The sequence below is a fragment of the Poseidonibacter antarcticus genome, from assembly GCF_003667345.1.
Lineage (GTDB): Bacteria > Campylobacterota > Campylobacteria > Campylobacterales > Arcobacteraceae > Poseidonibacter > Poseidonibacter antarcticus.
The window spans coordinates 1-18451 of the sequence record NZ_RCWF01000012.1 but is presented as its reverse complement, the minus strand read 5'-3'; the positions used below and the strand labels follow the sequence as shown (position 1 = coordinate 18451).

General features: G+C 25.5%; 25 protein-coding genes and 1 pseudogene. 10 read left to right on the top strand and 16 right to left on the bottom strand.

Annotated features, from left to right (window positions below):
* Positions 1-7 precede the first annotated feature (7 nt).
* From D9T19_RS12095 to D9T19_RS12085, 3 genes are all read right to left on the bottom strand, one after another.
* Complete coding sequence (locus D9T19_RS12095) at positions 8-643, bottom strand: MFS transporter (protein WP_121628501.1); 636 nt, start codon at positions 641-643, stop codon at positions 8-10.
* Between the two features lie 69 nt (positions 644-712).
* On the bottom strand, positions 713-1210 hold the full coding sequence (locus tag D9T19_RS12090; RefSeq protein WP_121628500.1) for an MFS transporter: 498 nt from the start codon (positions 1208-1210) through the stop codon (positions 713-715).
* Positions 1211-1325: 115 nt separating this feature from the next.
* The gene (locus tag D9T19_RS12085) at positions 1326-1673 is read right to left on the bottom strand and encodes an ArsR/SmtB family transcription factor (protein ID WP_121628499.1); all 348 of its coding nucleotides are present in this window, start codon (positions 1671-1673) and stop codon (positions 1326-1328) included.
* Positions 1674-1714: 41 nt separating this feature from the next.
* Between D9T19_RS12085 and D9T19_RS12080 the strand changes: the two genes are divergently transcribed.
* Positions 1715-1987 carry an ATP-binding protein gene (locus tag D9T19_RS12080; RefSeq protein WP_121628498.1) on the top strand — a complete coding sequence of 91 codons (273 nt, stop codon included), beginning with the start codon at positions 1715-1717 and terminating at the stop codon, positions 1985-1987.
* 156 nt (positions 1988-2143) lie between these two features.
* Here the strand turns inward: D9T19_RS12080 and D9T19_RS14735 are convergent, their stop codons facing one another.
* From D9T19_RS14735 to D9T19_RS12065, 3 genes are all read right to left on the bottom strand, one after another.
* On the bottom strand, positions 2144-2575 hold the full coding sequence (locus D9T19_RS14735) for a cache domain-containing protein (protein ID WP_121628497.1): 432 nt from the start codon (positions 2573-2575) through the stop codon (positions 2144-2146).
* An 8-nt stretch (positions 2576-2583) separates the two neighbouring features.
* The gene (locus D9T19_RS14730; protein ID WP_121628496.1) at positions 2584-3273 is read right to left on the bottom strand and encodes a cache domain-containing protein; all 690 of its coding nucleotides are present in this window, start codon (positions 3271-3273) and stop codon (positions 2584-2586) included.
* A gap of 528 nt (positions 3274-3801) precedes the next feature.
* Entirely contained in the window at positions 3802-5463 is a 1662-nt protein-coding gene (locus D9T19_RS12065; protein WP_121628495.1) for a GGDEF domain-containing protein, read from the bottom strand.
* A 392-nt stretch (positions 5464-5855) separates the two neighbouring features.
* Here D9T19_RS12065 and D9T19_RS12060 point away from each other — a divergent pair, with 392 nt between their 5' ends.
* Entirely contained in the window at positions 5856-6416 is a 561-nt protein-coding gene (locus D9T19_RS12060) for a recombinase family protein (RefSeq protein WP_121628494.1), read from the top strand.
* Positions 6417-6549: 133 nt separating this feature from the next.
* On the opposite strand, the gene D9T19_RS12055 is transcribed toward D9T19_RS12060, so the two are convergent.
* Positions 6550-8520: an ATP-binding protein gene (locus D9T19_RS12055; RefSeq protein ID WP_162984585.1), complete on the bottom strand. Its 1971-nt coding sequence runs from the start codon at positions 8518-8520 to the stop codon at positions 6550-6552.
* A 400-nt stretch (positions 8521-8920) separates the two neighbouring features.
* On the opposite strand from D9T19_RS12055, the gene D9T19_RS12050 reads away from it, so the two are divergent.
* Positions 8921-9253: an FtsZ/tubulin family protein gene (locus tag D9T19_RS12050; protein ID WP_121628492.1), complete on the top strand. Its 333-nt coding sequence runs from the start codon at positions 8921-8923 to the stop codon at positions 9251-9253.
* 103 nt (positions 9254-9356) lie between these two features.
* On the top strand, positions 9357-10283 hold the full coding sequence (locus D9T19_RS12045; protein WP_121628491.1) for a helix-turn-helix transcriptional regulator: 927 nt from the start codon (positions 9357-9359) through the stop codon (positions 10281-10283).
* Between the two features lie 126 nt (positions 10284-10409).
* Here the strand turns inward: D9T19_RS12045 and D9T19_RS12040 are convergent, their stop codons facing one another.
* Positions 10410-11003, bottom strand: a complete 594-nt coding sequence (locus tag D9T19_RS12040; protein WP_121628490.1) for a hypothetical protein — start codon at positions 11001-11003, stop codon at positions 10410-10412.
* A gap of 82 nt (positions 11004-11085) precedes the next feature.
* Here D9T19_RS12040 and D9T19_RS12035 point away from each other — a divergent pair, with 82 nt between their 5' ends.
* From D9T19_RS12035 to D9T19_RS12025, 3 genes are all read left to right on the top strand, one after another.
* The gene (locus tag D9T19_RS12035) at positions 11086-11346 is read left to right on the top strand and encodes a helix-turn-helix domain-containing protein (RefSeq protein WP_121628489.1); all 261 of its coding nucleotides are present in this window, start codon (positions 11086-11088) and stop codon (positions 11344-11346) included.
* 557 nt (positions 11347-11903) lie between these two features.
* Positions 11904-12353: a hypothetical protein gene (locus D9T19_RS12030; RefSeq protein WP_121628488.1), complete on the top strand. Its 450-nt coding sequence runs from the start codon at positions 11904-11906 to the stop codon at positions 12351-12353.
* Positions 12354-12376: 23 nt separating this feature from the next.
* On the top strand, positions 12377-12994 hold the full coding sequence (locus D9T19_RS12025) for a nucleotidyl transferase AbiEii/AbiGii toxin family protein (RefSeq protein ID WP_121628487.1): 618 nt from the start codon (positions 12377-12379) through the stop codon (positions 12992-12994).
* A 243-nt stretch (positions 12995-13237) separates the two neighbouring features.
* Here D9T19_RS12025 and D9T19_RS12020 read toward each other — a convergent pair whose 3' ends face one another.
* The 3 genes from D9T19_RS12020 to D9T19_RS14550 all read right to left on the bottom strand — a co-directional run bounded on the left by D9T19_RS12020 (position 13238) and on the right by D9T19_RS14550 (position 14236).
* On the bottom strand, positions 13238-13564 hold the full coding sequence (locus D9T19_RS12020) for a helix-turn-helix domain-containing protein (RefSeq protein ID WP_121628486.1): 327 nt from the start codon (positions 13562-13564) through the stop codon (positions 13238-13240).
* Between the two features lie 16 nt (positions 13565-13580).
* Entirely contained in the window at positions 13581-13745 is a 165-nt protein-coding gene (locus D9T19_RS14555; protein ID WP_162984583.1) for a hypothetical protein, read from the bottom strand.
* Between the two features lie 338 nt (positions 13746-14083).
* Positions 14084-14236, bottom strand: coding sequence for a hypothetical protein (locus D9T19_RS14550; protein WP_162984582.1), 153 nt, complete (start codon positions 14234-14236; stop codon positions 14084-14086).
* A gap of 627 nt (positions 14237-14863) precedes the next feature.
* Between D9T19_RS14550 and D9T19_RS12015 the strand changes: the two genes are divergently transcribed.
* The 3 genes and pseudogenes from D9T19_RS12015 to D9T19_RS14685 form a co-directional block, all read left to right on the top strand.
* The gene (locus D9T19_RS12015) at positions 14864-15253 is read left to right on the top strand and encodes a helix-turn-helix domain-containing protein (RefSeq protein WP_121628485.1); all 390 of its coding nucleotides are present in this window, start codon (positions 14864-14866) and stop codon (positions 15251-15253) included.
* A gap of 3 nt (positions 15254-15256) precedes the next feature.
* Complete coding sequence (locus tag D9T19_RS12010; RefSeq protein WP_121628484.1) at positions 15257-16492, top strand: type II toxin-antitoxin system HipA family toxin; 1236 nt, start codon at positions 15257-15259, stop codon at positions 16490-16492.
* 150 nt (positions 16493-16642) lie between these two features.
* A pseudogene (locus tag D9T19_RS14685) lies at positions 16643-16802 on the top strand (IS256 family transposase); the annotation flags it as partial.
* 163 nt (positions 16803-16965) lie between these two features.
* Here the strand turns inward: D9T19_RS14685 and D9T19_RS12005 are convergent.
* The 5 genes from D9T19_RS12005 to D9T19_RS14850 all read right to left on the bottom strand — a co-directional run.
* Positions 16966-17190: a hemerythrin domain-containing protein gene (locus tag D9T19_RS12005; protein WP_162984581.1), complete on the bottom strand. Its 225-nt coding sequence runs from the start codon at positions 17188-17190 to the stop codon at positions 16966-16968.
* Positions 17191-17217: 27 nt separating this feature from the next.
* Positions 17218-17319: a hypothetical protein gene (locus tag D9T19_RS12000; RefSeq protein WP_121628558.1), complete on the bottom strand. Its 102-nt coding sequence runs from the start codon at positions 17317-17319 to the stop codon at positions 17218-17220.
* 103 nt (positions 17320-17422) lie between these two features.
* Positions 17423-17635 (bottom strand): hypothetical protein, encoded by a 213-nt coding sequence (locus tag D9T19_RS11995; protein ID WP_121628482.1) that lies wholly within the window; start codon positions 17633-17635, stop codon positions 17423-17425.
* Complete coding sequence (locus tag D9T19_RS11990) at positions 17625-18281, bottom strand: zeta toxin family protein (protein ID WP_121628481.1); 657 nt, start codon at positions 18279-18281, stop codon at positions 17625-17627. The genes D9T19_RS11995 and D9T19_RS11990 overlap by 11 nt, the downstream gene beginning before the upstream one ends.
* A 65-nt stretch (positions 18282-18346) precedes the next feature.
* The coding region (locus D9T19_RS14850) for a helix-turn-helix domain-containing protein (protein WP_162984580.1) at positions 18347-18451 on the bottom strand (105 nt) is incomplete at its 5' end.

Below are 18451 nucleotides of genomic sequence, written 5' to 3'. Positions count from 1 at the left end.
TATCCTTTTATATATTTTTATTAGTTAATAAACTAATATCATTTGTTTTTTGTTTTATAATTAATATTAAAAGCGTAATTATCATGACAATAATTAGACTAGCCCCCAAATTAAATAAAAATTCCTGTACTCCGACTTCTTTTGTAATATTAAAAAATATTATTGGAGAGGCAAATTGTCCTAAAAAGAGAGAACTTGTAAAATATCCAGAACTCTTTACTCTATTTTGTGATGTAGTAAACTTTAGAAACCAAGTTGTAATATTCGTCATCATGATTCCAGCCCCAAGTCCTGCAATATGAGCAGGTATAAAAAATAGATTTAAACTTGAAATACTTCCATAGCTCATAAATCCAATTCCAAAAATAAAAAGACCAATAAGAAAAATAGTTCTATGAGAAAGATATTTTTTTAACTTTGCAAAAACAAATCCACCTAATGCATTTGATAATAAAAATGTTGAGATAACTAAACCTGCAAATTGACCAGAGGCCTCATATTTGTTTATTAACATAAAAGGAACTTGCGTTGGCATTACAAAGAAAACAGTCATATATAAAAAAGCTAATATATAAATAAAAACAATATTACCTTTTAATATAGAATTAGAATCTTCTACTATTCTTGCATCATCTGTTTTCATTTCATTTATTTGTGTTAGTGCTAATGGTAAAATTAAAATACCTAATAAATAAATACCAAATGTATATCTCTAAGATATATCAGCTAAAGCACCACCTCCTGTTACTAAGATTATTCCTCCAAATGCTGCAAAAGCATTTTGTAAACTCATATATTTAGGTCTCATCTGCACTGGAAAATAATCCCCAACTAACGAAGTAGCAACAATCATCAATGATGCAACAGCAACCCCAAATAAAGCTCTTGAAGCTAATAATAATTCAATTTTATCAAGGTATAATCCTGAGCTTCCAGCAATTACAAATATCAATATGGCAAGTACAGAAGATCTTTTTTTACCAAATTTGAAAATTAAATGCCCTAAAAATGGAGCAAGTAGTCCAATTGCTAAAGAGGGTAAAGTTATCATTAGTCTTGAGTAAAATTCTATATTTGCTACATCTTTAAAATATTCTTTTAAAGATGGTACTGCTGTTATAATGGCTACATTTGACATTGTTGAAAGCATGGCTAATAGTAATAGTGTAAAAATTGACAGTTTGTTAATATTAGTAAATGTATTATTCATAAAAGTCCCTTATTTCTATTTCGACTATTGTCGAAATAGAAGTTTAGAACCTTTTTGCTTAAAATAAACTTTTATATTTCTAGAATAATAGAAATATAAAGATTTTTTTAATAGATTATTGTTTTATTATATTAGAACACTTAGTATTTTCTTCTGCAATATCTTGTTCATAAGAGTCACTATCAACACAACATTGACTTTTTAATTCAAAGATTACATCACTTAATAATTCATAGTTTGCAATACATTTTAATACTGTACCTTCTCTTACTTGCGTTACTAAACCTAGATTAGCAAGTTTTGAAATATGATGAGAAAGTGTAGATGCTGGGATTTTTAATTCTTCTTGAACTGTTCCAACATTTAATCCTTTTTTTCCAGCTTTTATCAATAATCTATAAATTCTTAATCTTGTAATATTCCCTAATTGTGCTAAACATTTTACTAATAGTTCTTCATTCATTTATTTACCTTAGTTTTATTATTCTAGAATTATAGCATTTTATGCAAAATATAGAAGAATGCCGAATATCATCAATACAAAATGGATTAATCCAAGTTTTAATAAATATTCTAAATAATTCAAGAGATGTATTACTTCCAATTGAAATCAAAGAAGATATTATAGATAAAATTTTTGAACCATACTTTATAATAAAACATAAATTTGGAGGAACAAGTATTGGTTTGTATATGAGTAAAGAAATTGTTGAAAAACATTTAAATGGACGATTACATATTACTAATGATATTTATATATTTGAAAAGGAAGAATGATCCGGCTACACTTATTCATACTTAGAACATTAAAAGATTCTAAGTTAAAATAACAAGTTCAACAATTCAAGTCTTTTTGGACAAGATCCCCCTTAGTAATAACTGCTCCAAAAATAAGACTTTGAGGAAGAGACTACTCAAAATTCTGGGTCCTATTTAATGTTGACATTCTAAAACTCTAGAAAAAAAGATAGAGAGCATTAAAAAAACAAGTGTAGAAATACCAGCCCAAAATAAAATAGTATTCATTTTTTCATGATATATTTTTTTTAATGCTTGTTGTTCATTTTCTATGTTCACATTTAATTTATCTAGATTAAATCCTGTGGCGATAATCCAGTTGAGATTTTCTACTTTTAAAAGGTATGAAATTTTTGAATAGATTTTTGAGTCTTTTTGATGTGAATACTCTAAATAGGTACTCCTTTGTGAAGAGTTGATAAATGATTTTAGTTTAGGAACAAAATGGATTACATTATATTTTTGATCCTCTTTTTTTGTTTGTGATACTAATATTTTCGCATTTTCATCTATTACAAAAAGGTATCCATTATCCAGATATTTAAGTGTAGAAAAATGTCTTAACATCTCTTTTTTTAAACTTTTTTTAAACTTTTTTTAAAATCCTCTTTAAAAATTGCTGTAGTGATGATAAGATTATAAGGTGCAAACTTTTTTACGATTCCAAATTTTTTATATATTTTTGATGTGTCATTTGGTTTATAATAATCCCAAGTAAAAAAACCCTTATCTTGAGTTTTGGCTATTTTAATAGCTTCTTGAACAGGATAGTGTCCCATACTATCTTTTCTATTAAGTACTGATGTTCCTTTTAAATACCTAAATGCTGGATTTAAAATATTTATTCCATCCATTGTGTGTATAGAAAAATAACCGCTCCCCTCATCGAATCGCATAGGTTCAATCGCATATTTTATACGTTCAATAATCTCTTTTTTTGATAATCTATTTTTATTTTTATTATAAATATTTAAAGCTATATTATGTGCTACATTTATTTTTTCATTTAGCTCTTTTTTAAGTTGTACCTCAGAATCGTTAAGTTGTTGTTGGATATATCTATTTAATACATCAATATGTAATTTAATCCGCTCTTTATTTGAAGTCAAATACTCTTTTTCTATTTTTAATTTTTTAATTTTTAAATCATTATTATGTTGTATAGAGATATAAGTAGTTGCCGATATAATTAATAGTACCATAAGTGACGATGGTAGATATTTTATAATTTGTAGTATGGCATTTTCTTTTGCGATTGTATTCATGTACACCCCATCCTAGAGTAAATCTTAATGCAGTATATATGATAACATATTTACAATATATTTGAATCAAATTGCAGAACTATCTGATTAAGTTTAAAAAAACCAAGTAAATATTAAGGATAAAATCATTAAAGAAATGGAAATACAAATGCAAAAGCGGTTCAAGGATAGATCATCAAGCCCTGTAAATGATCCATTTACTATTTGTTTTTTTAATTCTTCGTTATTAATCAAACTCATGTGTAAATCCTATTATATTTTCATATAAATTTAATTGTTAGGGTTGAGAAACTTCTTTTTACACTCTCACAAAAGTTCAATAACTTGTACGTATTAAACATACTCCAAATTTCAACTCTTTTTGGAACAAGCTATACGTTAGTAAAAACTGTTCCAAATCTAAGAAGTTTTGGAAGAGAGTGTTCAGAATTTATATCCTATGTCTTAATGATAGATTATTTTATTTCAGAATCTTTTAATTTTGAGTATGAATTTATGTTCCCACTCCAGTGTAATAAATTTTAAAAACTAGATACTTTCAACTCTATTTTTACCTTTTGATTTAGAAAGATACATAGCATTATCTGCTTTTAATAAAAGTTCTTTTAATGAACTGTTTTCCACATATGTAGAAATACCAAAACTTGCAGTTATATTTCCCAAATATTTGAAATCATAGGTTGATATTTTATTTCTTAATTTCTCAGCAAGAACTAATGCCTCATCTTTATTTGTTTTTGGACAAATAATTATGAATTCTTCACCACCCCATCTTCCCACAGCATCTACTTCTCGAGTAAACTCAGTTAATATATTTGAAATACCCACCAAGACTTCATCTCCAGATAAATGTCCATATTTATCATTTATTTTTTTAAAATCATCAATATCTAATAAAATTATAGAAAAATCATCTTTATATCTTTTAAATTTTTTTTCATTCTCTTCTAAAACTGAATCTATTTTTTTTCTATTATTTAATTTTGTTAAATAATCAGTCGATGACAATATTATTAATTCTTCTTTTGCTTCTTCTAACTCTTTAGTATAATTTAAGTTATCAACAATTGAATATGTCAAAAGTAATAAGCATATAAAAATAGCAATATCACTAGGATACTCTTCCCATTGCACTAAACCATGAGCAATTAAAGATGAGTAAACCCAATAAAGCGATATGATAAAAAAACTAAAAGTTACAATTTTAGTTTGTCTATCTCCTTTAAAAAAGAAATAAACCATAAATATTGTCAATATTGGTAATGTTATAAAATTATAAAAAATATCAAAATATTCATATGTTGAAGCTATACTATAAAAACCAAGAAGTGAACCGAAAACTGCTCCCAAAAGATATATTAAATGAAATTGCCATATTCTTTTTATAATATTAAAAGGTACTTTATAGGTAATTATTTTATCCATAAACATAGCCATTCCAATGGGAAAAAAGAAAAATACAATTAATAAAATATACTGCTTTAATAATGGATAAAATAGAAAAATATCTAGTATTTTTGCCGAAAAAAATACATTTAATCCTTGAGTTAAAAATAATAAACCTAAAATAAGCAACTCTATTTTTTTACGTCTAGATAAAAAAGATATTAAAAAAAGTACAGCAACAAATATAGAAATGGAACCTATAGTTATTTTTGGTATATCATGTTCTAAAAGTTTTTCATAAATATTACCTTTTGAATCTATTAAGATTTCACCCCATAAACCAATATCAATATAATTTGAATATATTCTAAAATACAAATACTCATTTTCACTAAAAGAAGGAAGTGAAATCATATGCCAAGGCCAGCCTTTAAACTCTCCTTTAGCATTTTCATCAAACTCTCCAAAATCATATATTAATTTATTTTTTAAATAGACTTGTACAATAAAATCTATACTAAAAATATATAGATTGGGATCAGCAGGTAGATGCTCAGGCAGTTTTACTCTATACCATACATTTTTAAGATCACCTCTATCTAAAGGGTTGCTTGGGTAGATAATTTCTTTCCATTTAGAATTAGGAGAATCAATAGTCCACAAAGGAATATCGTTTTCAAAAGGTGAATCACCTAATCTGTATTCCCATTTAAATTTCGATAAATCTACTTTATTAGATTCATTTGCAGACGAAAAAAGAAAAGAAGGCATAATTAATAATAAAATAATTAATAATTTCTTCATTAACACTCCATTGATTTTATTGTTTTTAATATAGAGTCACTTGCAAATTTCTACAAACAACCCATAATTTAAGTAATAATTTTTTACCACAAAACACTATAACAAAGGCTTTTATATGACTATCATACCAAACATTTATTTTAAAAAAACTTCAATAGGTTTATCTAAAATATTGAATAGAATTTTAAATCTTGAAAATTCACTCTTCCTTACTATAAATATCAAATATATCTTTTAAACCTAAAACTGTATTAGAGTGCTAATATAAATTTATACTTAGAATTTAAAAGTATAAATAAGTTCAACAACCTGTTCTTTTAGAGAAATAGACATTACTTTACAATTCTTCTAATATATGAGATAAATAATAAGTTCAAAACAAAGGATTTATTATGAATGTAGGTTATGCAAGAGTTTCAACTGCTGGTCAAAATCTTGAGAATCAAATTGATCAACTCAAGAGTGTTGATTGCAAAAAGATCTTCTCAGAAAAAAGGTCAGGAAAGAATGAATCAGATAGAGAACAGTTTAAGATTATGATGGACTTTGTAAGAGAAGGTGATGTACTTTATATTACAAAACTTGATAGATTAGCAAGGTCTGTAATAGACCTTCATAATACTGCAAAATTCTTACAAAATAAAGATGTACATCTCAAAGTATTACATCAGAATATAGATACAACATCTCCAGCAGGTAGACTGTTGTTTACAATGTTAGGTGCTATTGCAGAATTTGAACGTGATTTAATCAATGAACGTGTTAGAGAAGGAATTGAAGCTGCAAAGAAAAAAGGCGTTCAGTTTGGTAGAAAAGCTATTCTGGGTACTAAAGAGAAAAAACTTATATACTTGCAACATGAAAAAGGAAAGTCTGTTGAATGGTTATCTAAGTCCTTTCATGTAGCACGTAATACTATCTATAGAGCAATTAAAGATGTAGCTAAAAAGTAGTAGTCAATTTAACTACTTCAAGATGTTCTAAAATTCAACTCTTTTTGGAGCAAGCTTACAAGTAGTAAAAACTGCTCCAAATATAAGAGGTTTAGGAAAGATTACTCTCAGGTTAAGTAAATCGGTTACAGAATTAATCTATACTTATTCCAATTGTAAACTTAGCCCCAGTATAATCAACACCCTTATAAGAATAATCGGAATTAGTAACCGTAAGACTACCATTTAAATGTATTCGTACAATTTCTTCACTCATATACAATCCAATACCAGTACCTTGGGAACAATGCTTTGTTGTAAAATATGGTTCAAATACGCTATCTATTATATCTACAGGTATTCCTCCTGCATTATCTTTTATCTCTAGAAGAAGTTTACTTTCCTTTTTGTATACATCAATAAAGATATATCTTTTTTTGCCTTTTAACGTAAGTAGTGCATCTCTTGAATTATTCAGTATATTAGCAAGAACTTGAATAAATTCATTTTCAATGGAAACTATAGAAATATCTTCAATATTTTTAACAATTTCTATATCTTTTGCTATAAATTGAGCAGTTATAAGATTTAATGTTTTAGTAATTACTCCTGAAATCAAGAATCTTGAAGTTTTAGTATCAGAAGGATTAAAGAAACTTCTAAAATCATCAATAGTTTTAGAAAGATATTGTGCAGAATCATTAATCATAGTTAATAATGTATTTAATTCTTCATCAGATAAAGAATTCATTTCTTTTTGTAATTTTGCACCAGTAGCTGAAGTTGAAATAGTTGAAAGTGGTTGTCTCCATTGATGAGCTATATTATTAAGCATTTCTCCTATTGCAGCCATTTTAGATTGTTGGAAAAGTATTTTTTCTTTATTTTTTAATTCAGTTATATCCATGGCAGATGTTATAACAGTACGTTTACCGTTAATTAATCCTAAAGGGGAAGAAGAAAATTGCCAGGTCAATAACTTTTTATTTTTGTTAAAAAAAGTAAACTCACCTTCTTCTACAGTTTCAGTAATTTCATAAAGAGAATCAACATGTTTTTTTGCATTACTTTTATTTTCTTTAGCATATACACTATTAATCCAATCATCAATTGTTGGGATATCTTCTATTATAAATCCAGAAGATTTAGTCCATGCTTTATTAATCATAATAATCTCTCCACCTTCTTTATGTAAAATCATAGGATGAGGATTTTCTTGAATAATAGTTTCAAGTTCTTTATTTTTATACTCTAATTCCAATAAGGTTTTATCAATATCACTTTCAAGTTTAATTTGTCTATTTAAGAGTATATAAATTATAAAGGAACTTAATATTGATATGAAAAAAATTGCGATATTTATAAGTAAGAGTGTCATTGAATCCAAAGATTCTTTTTTGCTTGCTAATAATGAAAGGTTTTGATTTGCTATTTTTAAAGAGATACTTTGATGAGGATTATTTAGTATATTTTTAGATCCAAAGATATATCTCTTATCTTGAAATATTGAAATATTTAAGTGATTGTTATTTTCAGTAATACCAGCTTTTTCAAGAATATAACCCATATCTAAAACAATAACAACAAAACCCCAAAATTTACCATTATGTCTTATACTTTGTCTTGCTACTAACCCCAGACCACCTTGCCTTAATTCATAAGGGGCATTTGTAATAATTTTTGTAGAGTTTATTGTTACTTCTAACATTTTTATTACTTCAACTCTTTTATCCTTAAATAAGTTTTTATTGAGTGCTTTTTCATTTCCTTTTATTGGATATGTAAACGCATGAATACCATTTGGAGAAACTTGTAAAGCTTTAATTCCTTCAACTGAATTAAATAGTGTTTTTGCATATTTGTTAAGTTCAATGTTATTTTGGTCAATTATATTTTCTGCATTAATATTTTGTGAAATATAACTTTTAAGTAAGTTAAGAATTAGGAAACGTTTATTAATACTCTCTTCTATTGAAGTTGAATGTGCTTTTAACTCAGAGATGATGGCTTTATTTTCTTCCATTTGTAACTTATTTTTATACCAATTTGAAAGAAGATTTAATGTAGAAAAAAGTGATATAAATATAATAACAGGTAATAAAAATTTGATTTTTTGTACTAACATATTTACACCTCTCATAATATTATAACTTAATTCTAAATATTACTTCAATGATATATTTTAGAAGCTGTCTATATTAGAGTTATTAACTACTGGAGAGGTAACATTAATTCATACTTAGAATTTAAAAGATTCTTAGATAAAATAATAAGATCAACAACCTGTACTTTTTGGAATAATCTTTCCATTAGTGAAAACTACTCTTAAAGTGAGAAGTTAATGATGCGACTGTTCAAATTCTATGTCCTATTTAATAGTGACAAATTATTAAGTAAATACATCACTAAATCTCTATATATTTACTATAAAATCATACTTGAAGTTAATAATAAAGATCAAATCCCCAAGCTAAGTAATTCACTTAGTTTATAATTTCACTATATAAACAATAGGGGAGAATAAAATGAATTTAGAGACTATAAATACTGACTTACAAGATTTACAAACAATCTTGTCTAAAATAGGAAAAGTTGCTGGGTATGTTAAAATTTTTAATGTTGATGATGTTACAACTGATTTAAAAAATGAATTTTCTAATGAATTAAAAGCTGCAAAAGGTATTTGGGTTGAATTTGAGATTTTACCAAATAGTTCTTTATTTATCGTAAATGATATTATGGGTTTTATAAATGATAATTGTAATAACAATTGTGAGATAATCTTTGGAACAGCTATTAATGAAGATTTAGTTGAAAATAGCATTAAATGTAAAATATTGTTTACAGGATTAGTGTAGAAATATTAAATTATTAAAAATCCTCTTGAATTTAAATAAAAAAGAGTCATTTAAGAGTTATTTTCTAGATATAATAATTAATAAATTATTATTAAAGAATAAAATGAATTTTGATATTAGAATAAATAGATTATCTATAATATTAGAACTGTTAAATAAAGGTTATGATTTATCAACACCAAATCTTGTTGAAAGATTAGGAGTAAGTAAAAAAATCATTCAAACAGATTTTAAAGATTATATCTTGCCTTTATTTATAGATGATAAAATCTATTATGATTACTCTTCAAAAACTTATAAAGCAAAAAACAACTTTTTAACAAAAACTTTGTTTTCTTCTGATGAATTAGCAATCATTGCAATACTTAAAAATAAATCAAAAGATAAATATAGTGATGAAGATTTATCTCTAAAAGTAGATAGTTTATTTCTAAAATTTGAAGATGAATTAACTAATAAACTTTATCAAACAAATTCTATTGAGAAAATTGATAACTTTAAAAATGAAATAATCCAAATTAAAAATGCTGTTGAAACAAAATCAATTATCAAATGCCTTTATAATAAGAAAAATAGAGAGATATATCCTCTAAAAATCCTAAACCTTGAAGGATTTTGGTATCTAATAGTTTTTGAACCAATAGATAATAAAATAAAAACTTTTCATTTATATACTATAAAAAATATAGAAATATTAAATACTCATTTTTCATTTGATGAAGAAAAAATAAAAACCTTTGATAATGCAATAAGTGCCTATTATAAGCCAGAAAATGAACCTATGATAGTTCAACTATTTATAGATTCAAAAGTGTCACGATATTTCCAACGCAAACCACTAAACAAAACCCAAAGAGTTTTAAAAGTTTATGATGATGAATCTTGTGATATCGAATTAACAATTACAGACTATATGGAGATAATTCCAACAATTCAAAGATATATTCCTCATGTTGGTGTGATTGAGCCTGATGATCTGAAAATAAAAGTAAATGAGAATGTTGAAATCTATTTGAAAAGGTTTGGGTGATGGAGTTAGATGATTATACGAGTGTTGACAGATCATAATTTAGATATCTCAGAATCTTTTAATTCCGAGTATGAATTCATGTTACCTTTCCATACTCCTTATCATTAAAAAACTGCTGTAGATGGATTAAAGATTTGTGTAACTAGATTTAATATTATTGATATCTTTAAGTGTAAATTTAGGGGAAAATAAGAAAACTACATTATTTATAATATATCTTTCAAAAACTTTTAAATCAAGATATTTTAATTCATCATGTATTACTAAATCATCTATTTTATATGCTATTAATATATGACTTTCATCATCCTTCTTCTTGCCTATATAAAACTCTGTTCCATTTAAATAACTTTCAATTTCTTTTTTCTGTACTACATCTACAACTTCATCGAGTGAATATATAAAAAACATTTCAATAAAATCATCTAATACAAGATCGAGAGTATCATCGATATTGTTTAACTGATAGGCATTTTTAATTTCAAATAATTTTGATATATCTGCTGTCTTTGCTTTGAAATTTATATACTTACTATCATCATTAAGAATATCCTTTATTTCTTTTTTATTTATAGTAATTTCATCATTGAGTTCATTTAATAAGGTATTGATTTTTTCATAGCCTTTAGTATTAGAATTGATTCCTTTTATTGTTTCTAAAAGTCTATCTTTGAATTCTATTAAGTATTCTTCTTTTGTATTTAATTGTACTAATTCCATTATTTCCCCCTAACTATAGATAGTTGATAAAGTATTCTATACAAAATATACTTAGAATAAACTAACTATAGGTATGTATTTAATGAAGAACTGTACAATTTCAAAAAATGAGATGAAGAATATTTATAAAATAATTGGACGAAATGTTAAGAAGGCTAGAGAGAAGAAGGGTGTTTCTCAATTAAAATTATCGTTAATGATTGGACACAAAGCAGTTGGTGTTATTTCAAATGCAGAGCTTTGTATCCAAGATAAACATTTCAATATAGAACATTTAATAAAAATAGCTAATGTCTTAGAAGTAGATTTGAATGATTTTTTCGATGGTGTATCCATAGATTAAGTAAGTATGAAATTTTAACTATAGATTTTCTTGTTTCCTAATTTTAGTTTTATATTTACTATTGATAGATTTAGAATAATATATTTAGTTATTTTAAATCTATCAAAATCTTAAACAAGTATAATCAATACGATTAATAAAAACTATTTATACTAGTCAAAAAATAGATATATATGTGTGATGGAGAGGCGACTAAATGGATATTTATAATTAAAAGTATCTAAGTTAAAATAACAAGGTCAGCAACCTATATTTTTTGGATTCTTCTCTATTGTCAAGTGCAATCCAGAAATGCACCACTTTGTAACACTTATTTATTAGCAATATCTAATAAAACAATAATCTCATTATCTTTTTTCGTATAGTAATGTTGTAAGTCTAAGTTCACTTATCTGAGTATGATTTCATATTATCCTTTCAGATATTTCAACCAATTCGTAAAAATTTAATTAATAAACCTATCTCAGGTTAAAGCTTTAGTTTATCTAAGTATGAACTTTCAATATTGACGAATAGGCGATATTCGCCTATAATAATAAAATTAGAAAGGTATAACTATGACTCAACAACAAATTAGTAAACTATTAGATGTACCAGATAGAACGCTTAGGGATTGGAAAAAAAGTAGACAAAGATTATATACTCTTTTGGAGTCCTTAGAATACGATGAAGCAAAAAAAAAGATAAATGCAGTAGATATTGATGATATAATAATATTTGATCCTAGTGCTTACTCTCATAATCTTTTTTGGCAAACAAATGAACAAAGTGAACAAAATGTTTATACTATCATCTCAAACTATTTATCGAGTATGAATGAACAAGATATCCAAAAATTATGTGAACAGTTTGGTAAAAATATGGTTAAAAATGTATTGGTAGATAAGTATAAAAAGATCTACTCTAAGGGATATATATCAACTAGTGGTATGGATATACCTATAAATGGTACGTATAATCAAAATGAGATGTATAGAAGACTAAATGGTATAATAAATGACTGTTAATGTAAAAAAAAGCATTAGATAAGATAAGTGATAATGAAGTATTTAACAATGAGTTGTACTTCGTAGGAGGTACAGCTTTGGCTTATTATTTAAGTCATAGAATATCAGAAGATATAGATATCGTATCTTCTAAAACTTTGCCATATAGAAAAATCATTTCATCTATTTCAGCATTAGAAGCTATAAAACTTCAAGATGAAAATGTAACTGCACTTAGAATGGCTGGATTATTTCCTGATGAGTATATGATAAAGTTTGTACTAGATAAGGTAAAAATAGAATTCTTTCAAGCTAATAGACCCATTCAAAAAGAAATATTATCTCAAGCTTCATTTAACAGTTTCGAGAATACAAAATTAAAAATACTTGATTTAAAGTCAATTGCTAAATTAAAAATAGTTGCATTAATCATGAGAGACAAATCAAGAGATTTATTTGATTTTGGAGCTATTTTAGAAAATAAGATATTACACAAAGATGAGATAGTCAATCTATTTTCTAAAGTTAATAGTAAAGTAAATTCAGTTGATGATATTATAAATTTTATAAAATTAAAAAAAGAGCCTATATATCTAAGTGAAACTAATAGAATAGATTTAAATTTTGAAGAGATTAAAAATAGGGTAATAAACAAATTATAAGAAATCATCTGAAACTTGAAAATATTCTTATGTTCAACTTTTTTATCTATACAGAACTAGTTCTTTCAGAGTCTCTGTACCTTATTGAGTATATTCCAAATTACAAGTCCTTTTAGAACAAGCTTACCATTAGTAAAAGCTGCTCTATATTTGTACGAGGATTGTTTTTTATTTTAAAAGACTTATTATTCTATATAAAAAACAATTCTAGAGTAAATATGAAAAGGGAAATTTTTATTGATTCTATTTCTTTTGCACTTTCATATTTTTTAATGTTCTATAAATAGTACTTCTTTCTACATTATATTCTTTTGCTAGGGCTATTACTGAAATATTGTTTTGTTTCTTTTTATAAATCTCTTTAGCCTCTTCTATAGATAATTTTCTTTGTCCACATGATGCACATGATTTAGTATTCCCAGTAACTATATTAATATATGAAACATATACTGCTTTATGACATTTTAAACATTTACATTTCCATATAGCATGAGTATTTTTATTTTCAATAAACCTCAGAGGTAAAATACTATTATATATAACACCTCTTATATCTATTCTTTTACTCATTTTAATCCTTTGAGTATTAAATTAAGTCATATTCCATAGTAAATTCTAATTCTCTAAATATCTCTTTGATTGCAGTTTCATCATCTTTAGGAACTATTAAACGAGGTTCTTCTTCATCTAAAATCAATTCTATTCTTGAACCATTTTCATTATCATTTTTAATTGCAGTTGCTAAACTCATAAAATTATCAATACCATATTTTTCAAAGCAAATTAAAACATTTTCTAAACAATCATAAGTATATTCATTTTCTCCTATAAAATAAAAAGCATCATCTCTTGTTGTGTATTCATTAGTATCTTTTAATTGTAAATATTCTGTTATTACAGATTTTATATAAAATCTTGATACTTCATTATTTAAAAGTACTAATACTTTATCAGCATCACTCTTTTTAGTGGCTTTTACTTGTTCTACTGCTTTTAATACTACATTAAAAATAGTATTTTCTTTTGTGTCTTTTCCAGATAAATCACTATTAATATTTATCTCATGTATATACTCTTTAAAAAGTACTCTTATATAATTGATATTCCATAATCTTGAAGTGCTAGCACAGTATCATCAATACTATGTGTATTCTTTACATCATTTTTTGTAAATTCTCTCATAACAATCTTATAAATTCCATTTTCATTAATTGCTTGAGCTTTTGATTCTTCTAATTCCATAAATGTATATTCTCCTGTTTATTTCTTTATTATGCTTTGTTTTATCTTTTATATAAATTATAATTCTTTTAAAGTATTATATTAATATACATATTAATTTATAGTTGATAGTGATATTTTTTTAAATATTCACTTTATTGATAAAATTAAATATTTTAACTTTCGATATATCATAATGAGAGTTTGATAATATGATATTTTGTCAACCTTCTTTTATGTCAAGAGGTTCACAATATGTTTCTTACAGTCTTTGTTAAAAGCAAGCTAAAAAAGTCATAGTTATTCAGGAAATTTATCACCTGTTAAATTTGAAGAGAAACAAAAAATAAGAAGCTCTATAACACCAAATATATTTAAAGAAGATAAATAAGTGCTTCGAGGTTTACTAGAAAGTATGGATTTGTATATGAATTTCTTTCTTTACAGAATACTCCAAATAAATTTTAACTTACAATATTAACCTAATAGTTGTATATATAGATATTAGGTTTAATTAAAGATTATAATAGCCGCTAATCTAATTATTAAAAATTGATGGTATAATTAATCATATAAAAGTTATAAATACAACTATAAGCTTAATTAAATATATTTTATAGTTGTATATATAACTATTAAGGAATATATATGTTGGAATTTAAAACATCTAGAGAAATTGAAGATATTATAGCAAAAAGAATTAAAAGTGAAAGACTTAGACAAAATATTACTCAATCTTTAATGGCAAAAAAAACAGGAATGGCACTTAGTACATATAAAAAATTTGAGCATGAAGGGAAGGGTACTTTTGATAATTTCATAAGAATATTAATGGGATTAGGAAGGATAACAGAAATAGATAATTTTCTAAAAGAACCAGAGTTCTCTCCAAAAGTACAAATCAAATCTAATAGACTCAATAAAAAAGTAAGAGTAAGAGCTAGTTCAGAACCAAAAGTAGTTGCTAGTAATAAGAATGATACATTTCAAGGAATGAGTCCATTTCAAGCAATAATAGCAAAAGCAAAAAAAGAGTAATAAATGGAATTAGAAGTAAAAATATATGGAGAGACATTAGGGTATTTAGCAGAAGATAAGAACAAGAATATTAGCTTTGAATATGATGATGATTTTTTAAAAAACAATTTAGAAATATCTCCAATAAAACTAAAGAAATCAACTACTGGTATTTATCATAATAGTGATGATACTTATTTTGGTGGATTAGCAGGAGTATTTCATGACTCTTTACCAGATAAGTTTGGTAATGCAATTATTGAACAATACTTTGCAGATAAAGGTGTTGAAAGAAATGAATTATCATTACTTCAAAAGTTAGCTTATGTAGGTGTAAATTCAATGGGAGCATTAGAATATATACCAAGTGAAGAAACAGAAGAGATTAAAGTAGCACTTGAGATTAGAGAACTTGTTGATGCTGCAAGAGAAGTAATTAATGGAACTGCTAAACATGTAATACCAGAACTAATGGAATCAGGATCTTCTGCAGGTGGTGCGAGATCTAAAGCTATTATTGCATGGAATAAAAAAACTGGAGAGATTAGGTCAGGACGAGAAATTATAAAGAAAGATTTTGAACATTATATCTTTAAATTTGATGGTACTAATGATAATAGAAAAGCAGAAGAGTATACAAGAATAGAGTATATTTATATGAAGATTGCAAAAACTTGTGGATTGAATGTATCTGAAGTTGAACTATTTAAAGACAGAGAATATAACCATCTAGCAGTAAAAAGGTTTGATAGATTAGGACAAAAGAAAGTTCATCTTCACTCATTATGTGGAATAGCACATATAGATTTTAATAAACCAGGTATATTCTCATATGAAGATTATTTAAGAACAGTACAAGCAGTTACTAATAGTGAAGAGCAAATACAATTAGCAATAATGCATATGATATTTAATATAATAAGTAGAAATCAAGATGATCATGCAAAGAACTTTAGTTTCTTAATGGATGAGCATGGCAATTGGGTAAATTCTCCAGTTTATGATTTAACTTATAGTAATGGTTCAGGATATACTAGTTCTCATCAATTATCATTAAATGGTAAGAGAAAAAATATTAAAAGAGCTGATATATTAAAAGTATGCGAACTATTCGGTCATAAAGAAGAAGTAATTGATATAATAATTGATTCAATGGTAAAAACATTTTCAAATAGATTTGTAGATTATTGTGCGAAGCTAAATATAAGTGATGAGAGAAGAGATAAAATTCTAAGAGAAATGAATAAATTAGAGAAGTAATTATATGTACACTTAAGTGAACTTCTATTTAAAGAGAAAAAAAAGAATATAAAATAACTCCTCTTCTTGAAGGGAGTATTCAGAATTTTATGTCAAATAGATATGATATGGACAAGGTATTTGAACTAATAAAATAAGATTCCAGAATTGATAGAATCAGTCCATAGAGACTTCAGAGAAATTACTAAAACAAAAGGTACTTTTCCAAATGCAAGTAAAAAGTGGACAATGCCTATTTGGAACTAGTTTAAAACTTTCTCAATTGGTTATATTTTTTGAGGGAAAATTGGAAGAAGCTTTAAATATATAATTTAAAAGCTCACTTTTTTTGTTCCATAATCCCTTAAGTCTTGCGGAACTTTGTAGTTTTTACTTTTTGAACACTTTGAGGAACACGGAAAACTAATATGAGTGCTTCGTGTTCCAAAAGTAAAAAGTTGAGGAAGAGACTGCATAGAGTATTTAGAACATTATTAAACCACTTTATTATTTTTCAATAAAAGGTTTTTATCTGTAACCATAATATGGTGTACTATCCATTCCCTTAGAAAGTTAAATAATTCTGTCATCATTTCAATACCATAGTTATTTTTTATTGATTTATCATTCTTTATTTTTTGATAAAGACCATTAACTTTATCAATAAAATCTTGGTGCTCTTTTTTATGTCTTTTAATATCATCTTTATGATATAGCAACCCTAAACAGGACAATAGAATAATTATCTATGCAGCCATTTCGATTTGTAACATTTTCTCCTCAAATTTACTTGGTGACAAGTAATTATTATAGGAATGTCTTCGCTTCCTATTATAAAAAATCTCTATATATTCAAATTGATCTGGTTACACTTTTTAGGACATAGAATACAAAGCTATTCTAAGTTAAAATAAACAATAAGTCCCACAACCTCTAAATTTAGAGGTTCACCTAGCTTTTGAAAAAATTATCTGTAATTTGTTTTTCTTGCATATGAATTTTTTTAGACATTGCTCTTATTTTTTCATCTTCTTCATAGAGTTTTATTTTTTGTTTTACAAAATCTTCTGCACCATCAATAGCTTTTGATTTTTCAATTACTTCATTTTGTAATTGATTTATTCTATTAAGTGCGGCTTTCATAGTTTGATCATTAAGATTCAAAATCTTCTCCTATTTTATCTTTTATAAAATTATTATCAATATCTTTATAGAAAGAGTCATCTCTTTTGTCTATAAGATGTAAATTAATACTATCTTTAAATATTGATTTTATCTCTAAAACTGTGTTGTAAGAATTTATATTGCTTTTAACGAATACTTCTTTAGGAACTTTTCTATGAGTTACTACTTCTCTTCTTGTTGCATATTCAAAACAAACTTTGGGATAATTATAGAGATAATATATATCAACATTGTAGCCTCTTTTTAATAATCTTTCAATATTTTGAGTAGCTAAGTTAATATTAGAGAGATTAGAATCCAAAATAATAGAATATTTTTGTTTTAAAGCATAGTTAAAAAGTTCATTAAAACCTCTACTTGCAACTTTCTGGAAAGAATTTGAATTCTGACCATCATAACCAACAGGTTTAAAAAATTCTCTAATATTATCTGTATCAATATGAAGAATACCAGAATTATTTTCTTTAAAAAAAATACCTAATTCTGTTTTACCAACACCACTCATCCCAGCTGTAAATATTGCTATTTTTTCAGCTAAGGGTTTTACTTTGTTTGTATATTCACTTAAAAACTTTTTTTTATTTTTATTAAGATAATCTATTGCTACTTTTTCTAGTTCATCCAACTAAAATCCTTTTTTATGTAGTTTATATTATAACAGTTTTTAAAATTTTTTGATATTTTTTAATCTCACCCAGCAGGAATCCACCGATAAAGCGTAGCCAATGAAACACCTAAATCTTTAGCAACAATTTTTGGATGAATACCACTATTTAATAGTTTTTTTGCTGATGC

What these genes read in the sequence shown, in the direction of transcription:
- D9T19_RS12040 (WP_121628490.1), bottom strand. Translation starts at nt 11,003, where the DNA reads ATGGAATTAGTACAATTAAATACAAAAGAAGAATACTTAATAGAATTC.
- D9T19_RS12055 (WP_162984585.1), bottom strand. Translation starts at nt 8,520, where the DNA reads ATGTTAGTACAAAAAATCAAATTTTTATTACCTGTTATTATATTTATA.
- D9T19_RS12030 (WP_121628488.1), top strand. Translation starts at nt 11,904, where the DNA reads ATGACTCAACAACAAATTAGTAAACTATTAGATGTACCAGATAGAACG.
- D9T19_RS12095 (WP_121628501.1), bottom strand. Translation starts at nt 643, where the DNA reads ATGAAAACAGATGATGCAAGAATAGTAGAAGATTCTAATTCTATATTA.
- D9T19_RS14730 (WP_121628496.1), bottom strand. Translation starts at nt 3,273, where the DNA reads ATGAATACAATCGCAAAAGAAAATGCCATACTACAAATTATAAAATAT.
- D9T19_RS12020 (WP_121628486.1), bottom strand. Translation starts at nt 13,564, where the DNA reads ATGAGTAAAAGAATAGATATAAGAGGTGTTATATATAATAGTATTTTA.
- D9T19_RS12045 (WP_121628491.1), top strand. Translation starts at nt 9,357, where the DNA reads ATGAATTTTGATATTAGAATAAATAGATTATCTATAATATTAGAACTG.
- D9T19_RS12060 (WP_121628494.1), top strand. Translation starts at nt 5,856, where the DNA reads ATGAATGTAGGTTATGCAAGAGTTTCAACTGCTGGTCAAAATCTTGAG.
- D9T19_RS14550 (WP_162984582.1), bottom strand. Translation starts at nt 14,236, where the DNA reads ATGGAATTAGAAGAATCAAAAGCTCAAGCAATTAATGAAAATGGAATT.
- D9T19_RS14555 (WP_162984583.1), bottom strand. Translation starts at nt 13,745, where the DNA reads ATGAGTTTAGCAACTGCAATTAAAAATGATAATGAAAATGGTTCAAGA.
- D9T19_RS12080 (WP_121628498.1), top strand. Translation starts at nt 1,715, where the DNA reads ATGCAAAATATAGAAGAATGCCGAATATCATCAATACAAAATGGATTA.
- D9T19_RS12015 (WP_121628485.1), top strand. Translation starts at nt 14,864, where the DNA reads ATGTTGGAATTTAAAACATCTAGAGAAATTGAAGATATTATAGCAAAA.
- D9T19_RS12085 (WP_121628499.1), bottom strand. Translation starts at nt 1,673, where the DNA reads ATGAATGAAGAACTATTAGTAAAATGTTTAGCACAATTAGGGAATATT.
- D9T19_RS12050 (WP_121628492.1), top strand. Translation starts at nt 8,921, where the DNA reads ATGAATTTAGAGACTATAAATACTGACTTACAAGATTTACAAACAATC.
- D9T19_RS12090 (WP_121628500.1), bottom strand. Translation starts at nt 1,210, where the DNA reads ATGAATAATACATTTACTAATATTAACAAACTGTCAATTTTTACACTA.
- D9T19_RS12035 (WP_121628489.1), top strand. Translation starts at nt 11,086, where the DNA reads ATGAAGAACTGTACAATTTCAAAAAATGAGATGAAGAATATTTATAAA.
- D9T19_RS14735 (WP_121628497.1), bottom strand. Translation starts at nt 2,575, where the DNA reads ATGTTAAGACATTTTTCTACACTTAAATATCTGGATAATGGATACCTT.
- D9T19_RS12065 (WP_121628495.1), bottom strand. Translation starts at nt 5,463, where the DNA reads ATGAAGAAATTATTAATTATTTTATTATTAATTATGCCTTCTTTTCTT.
- D9T19_RS12010 (WP_121628484.1), top strand. Translation starts at nt 15,257, where the DNA reads ATGGAATTAGAAGTAAAAATATATGGAGAGACATTAGGGTATTTAGCA.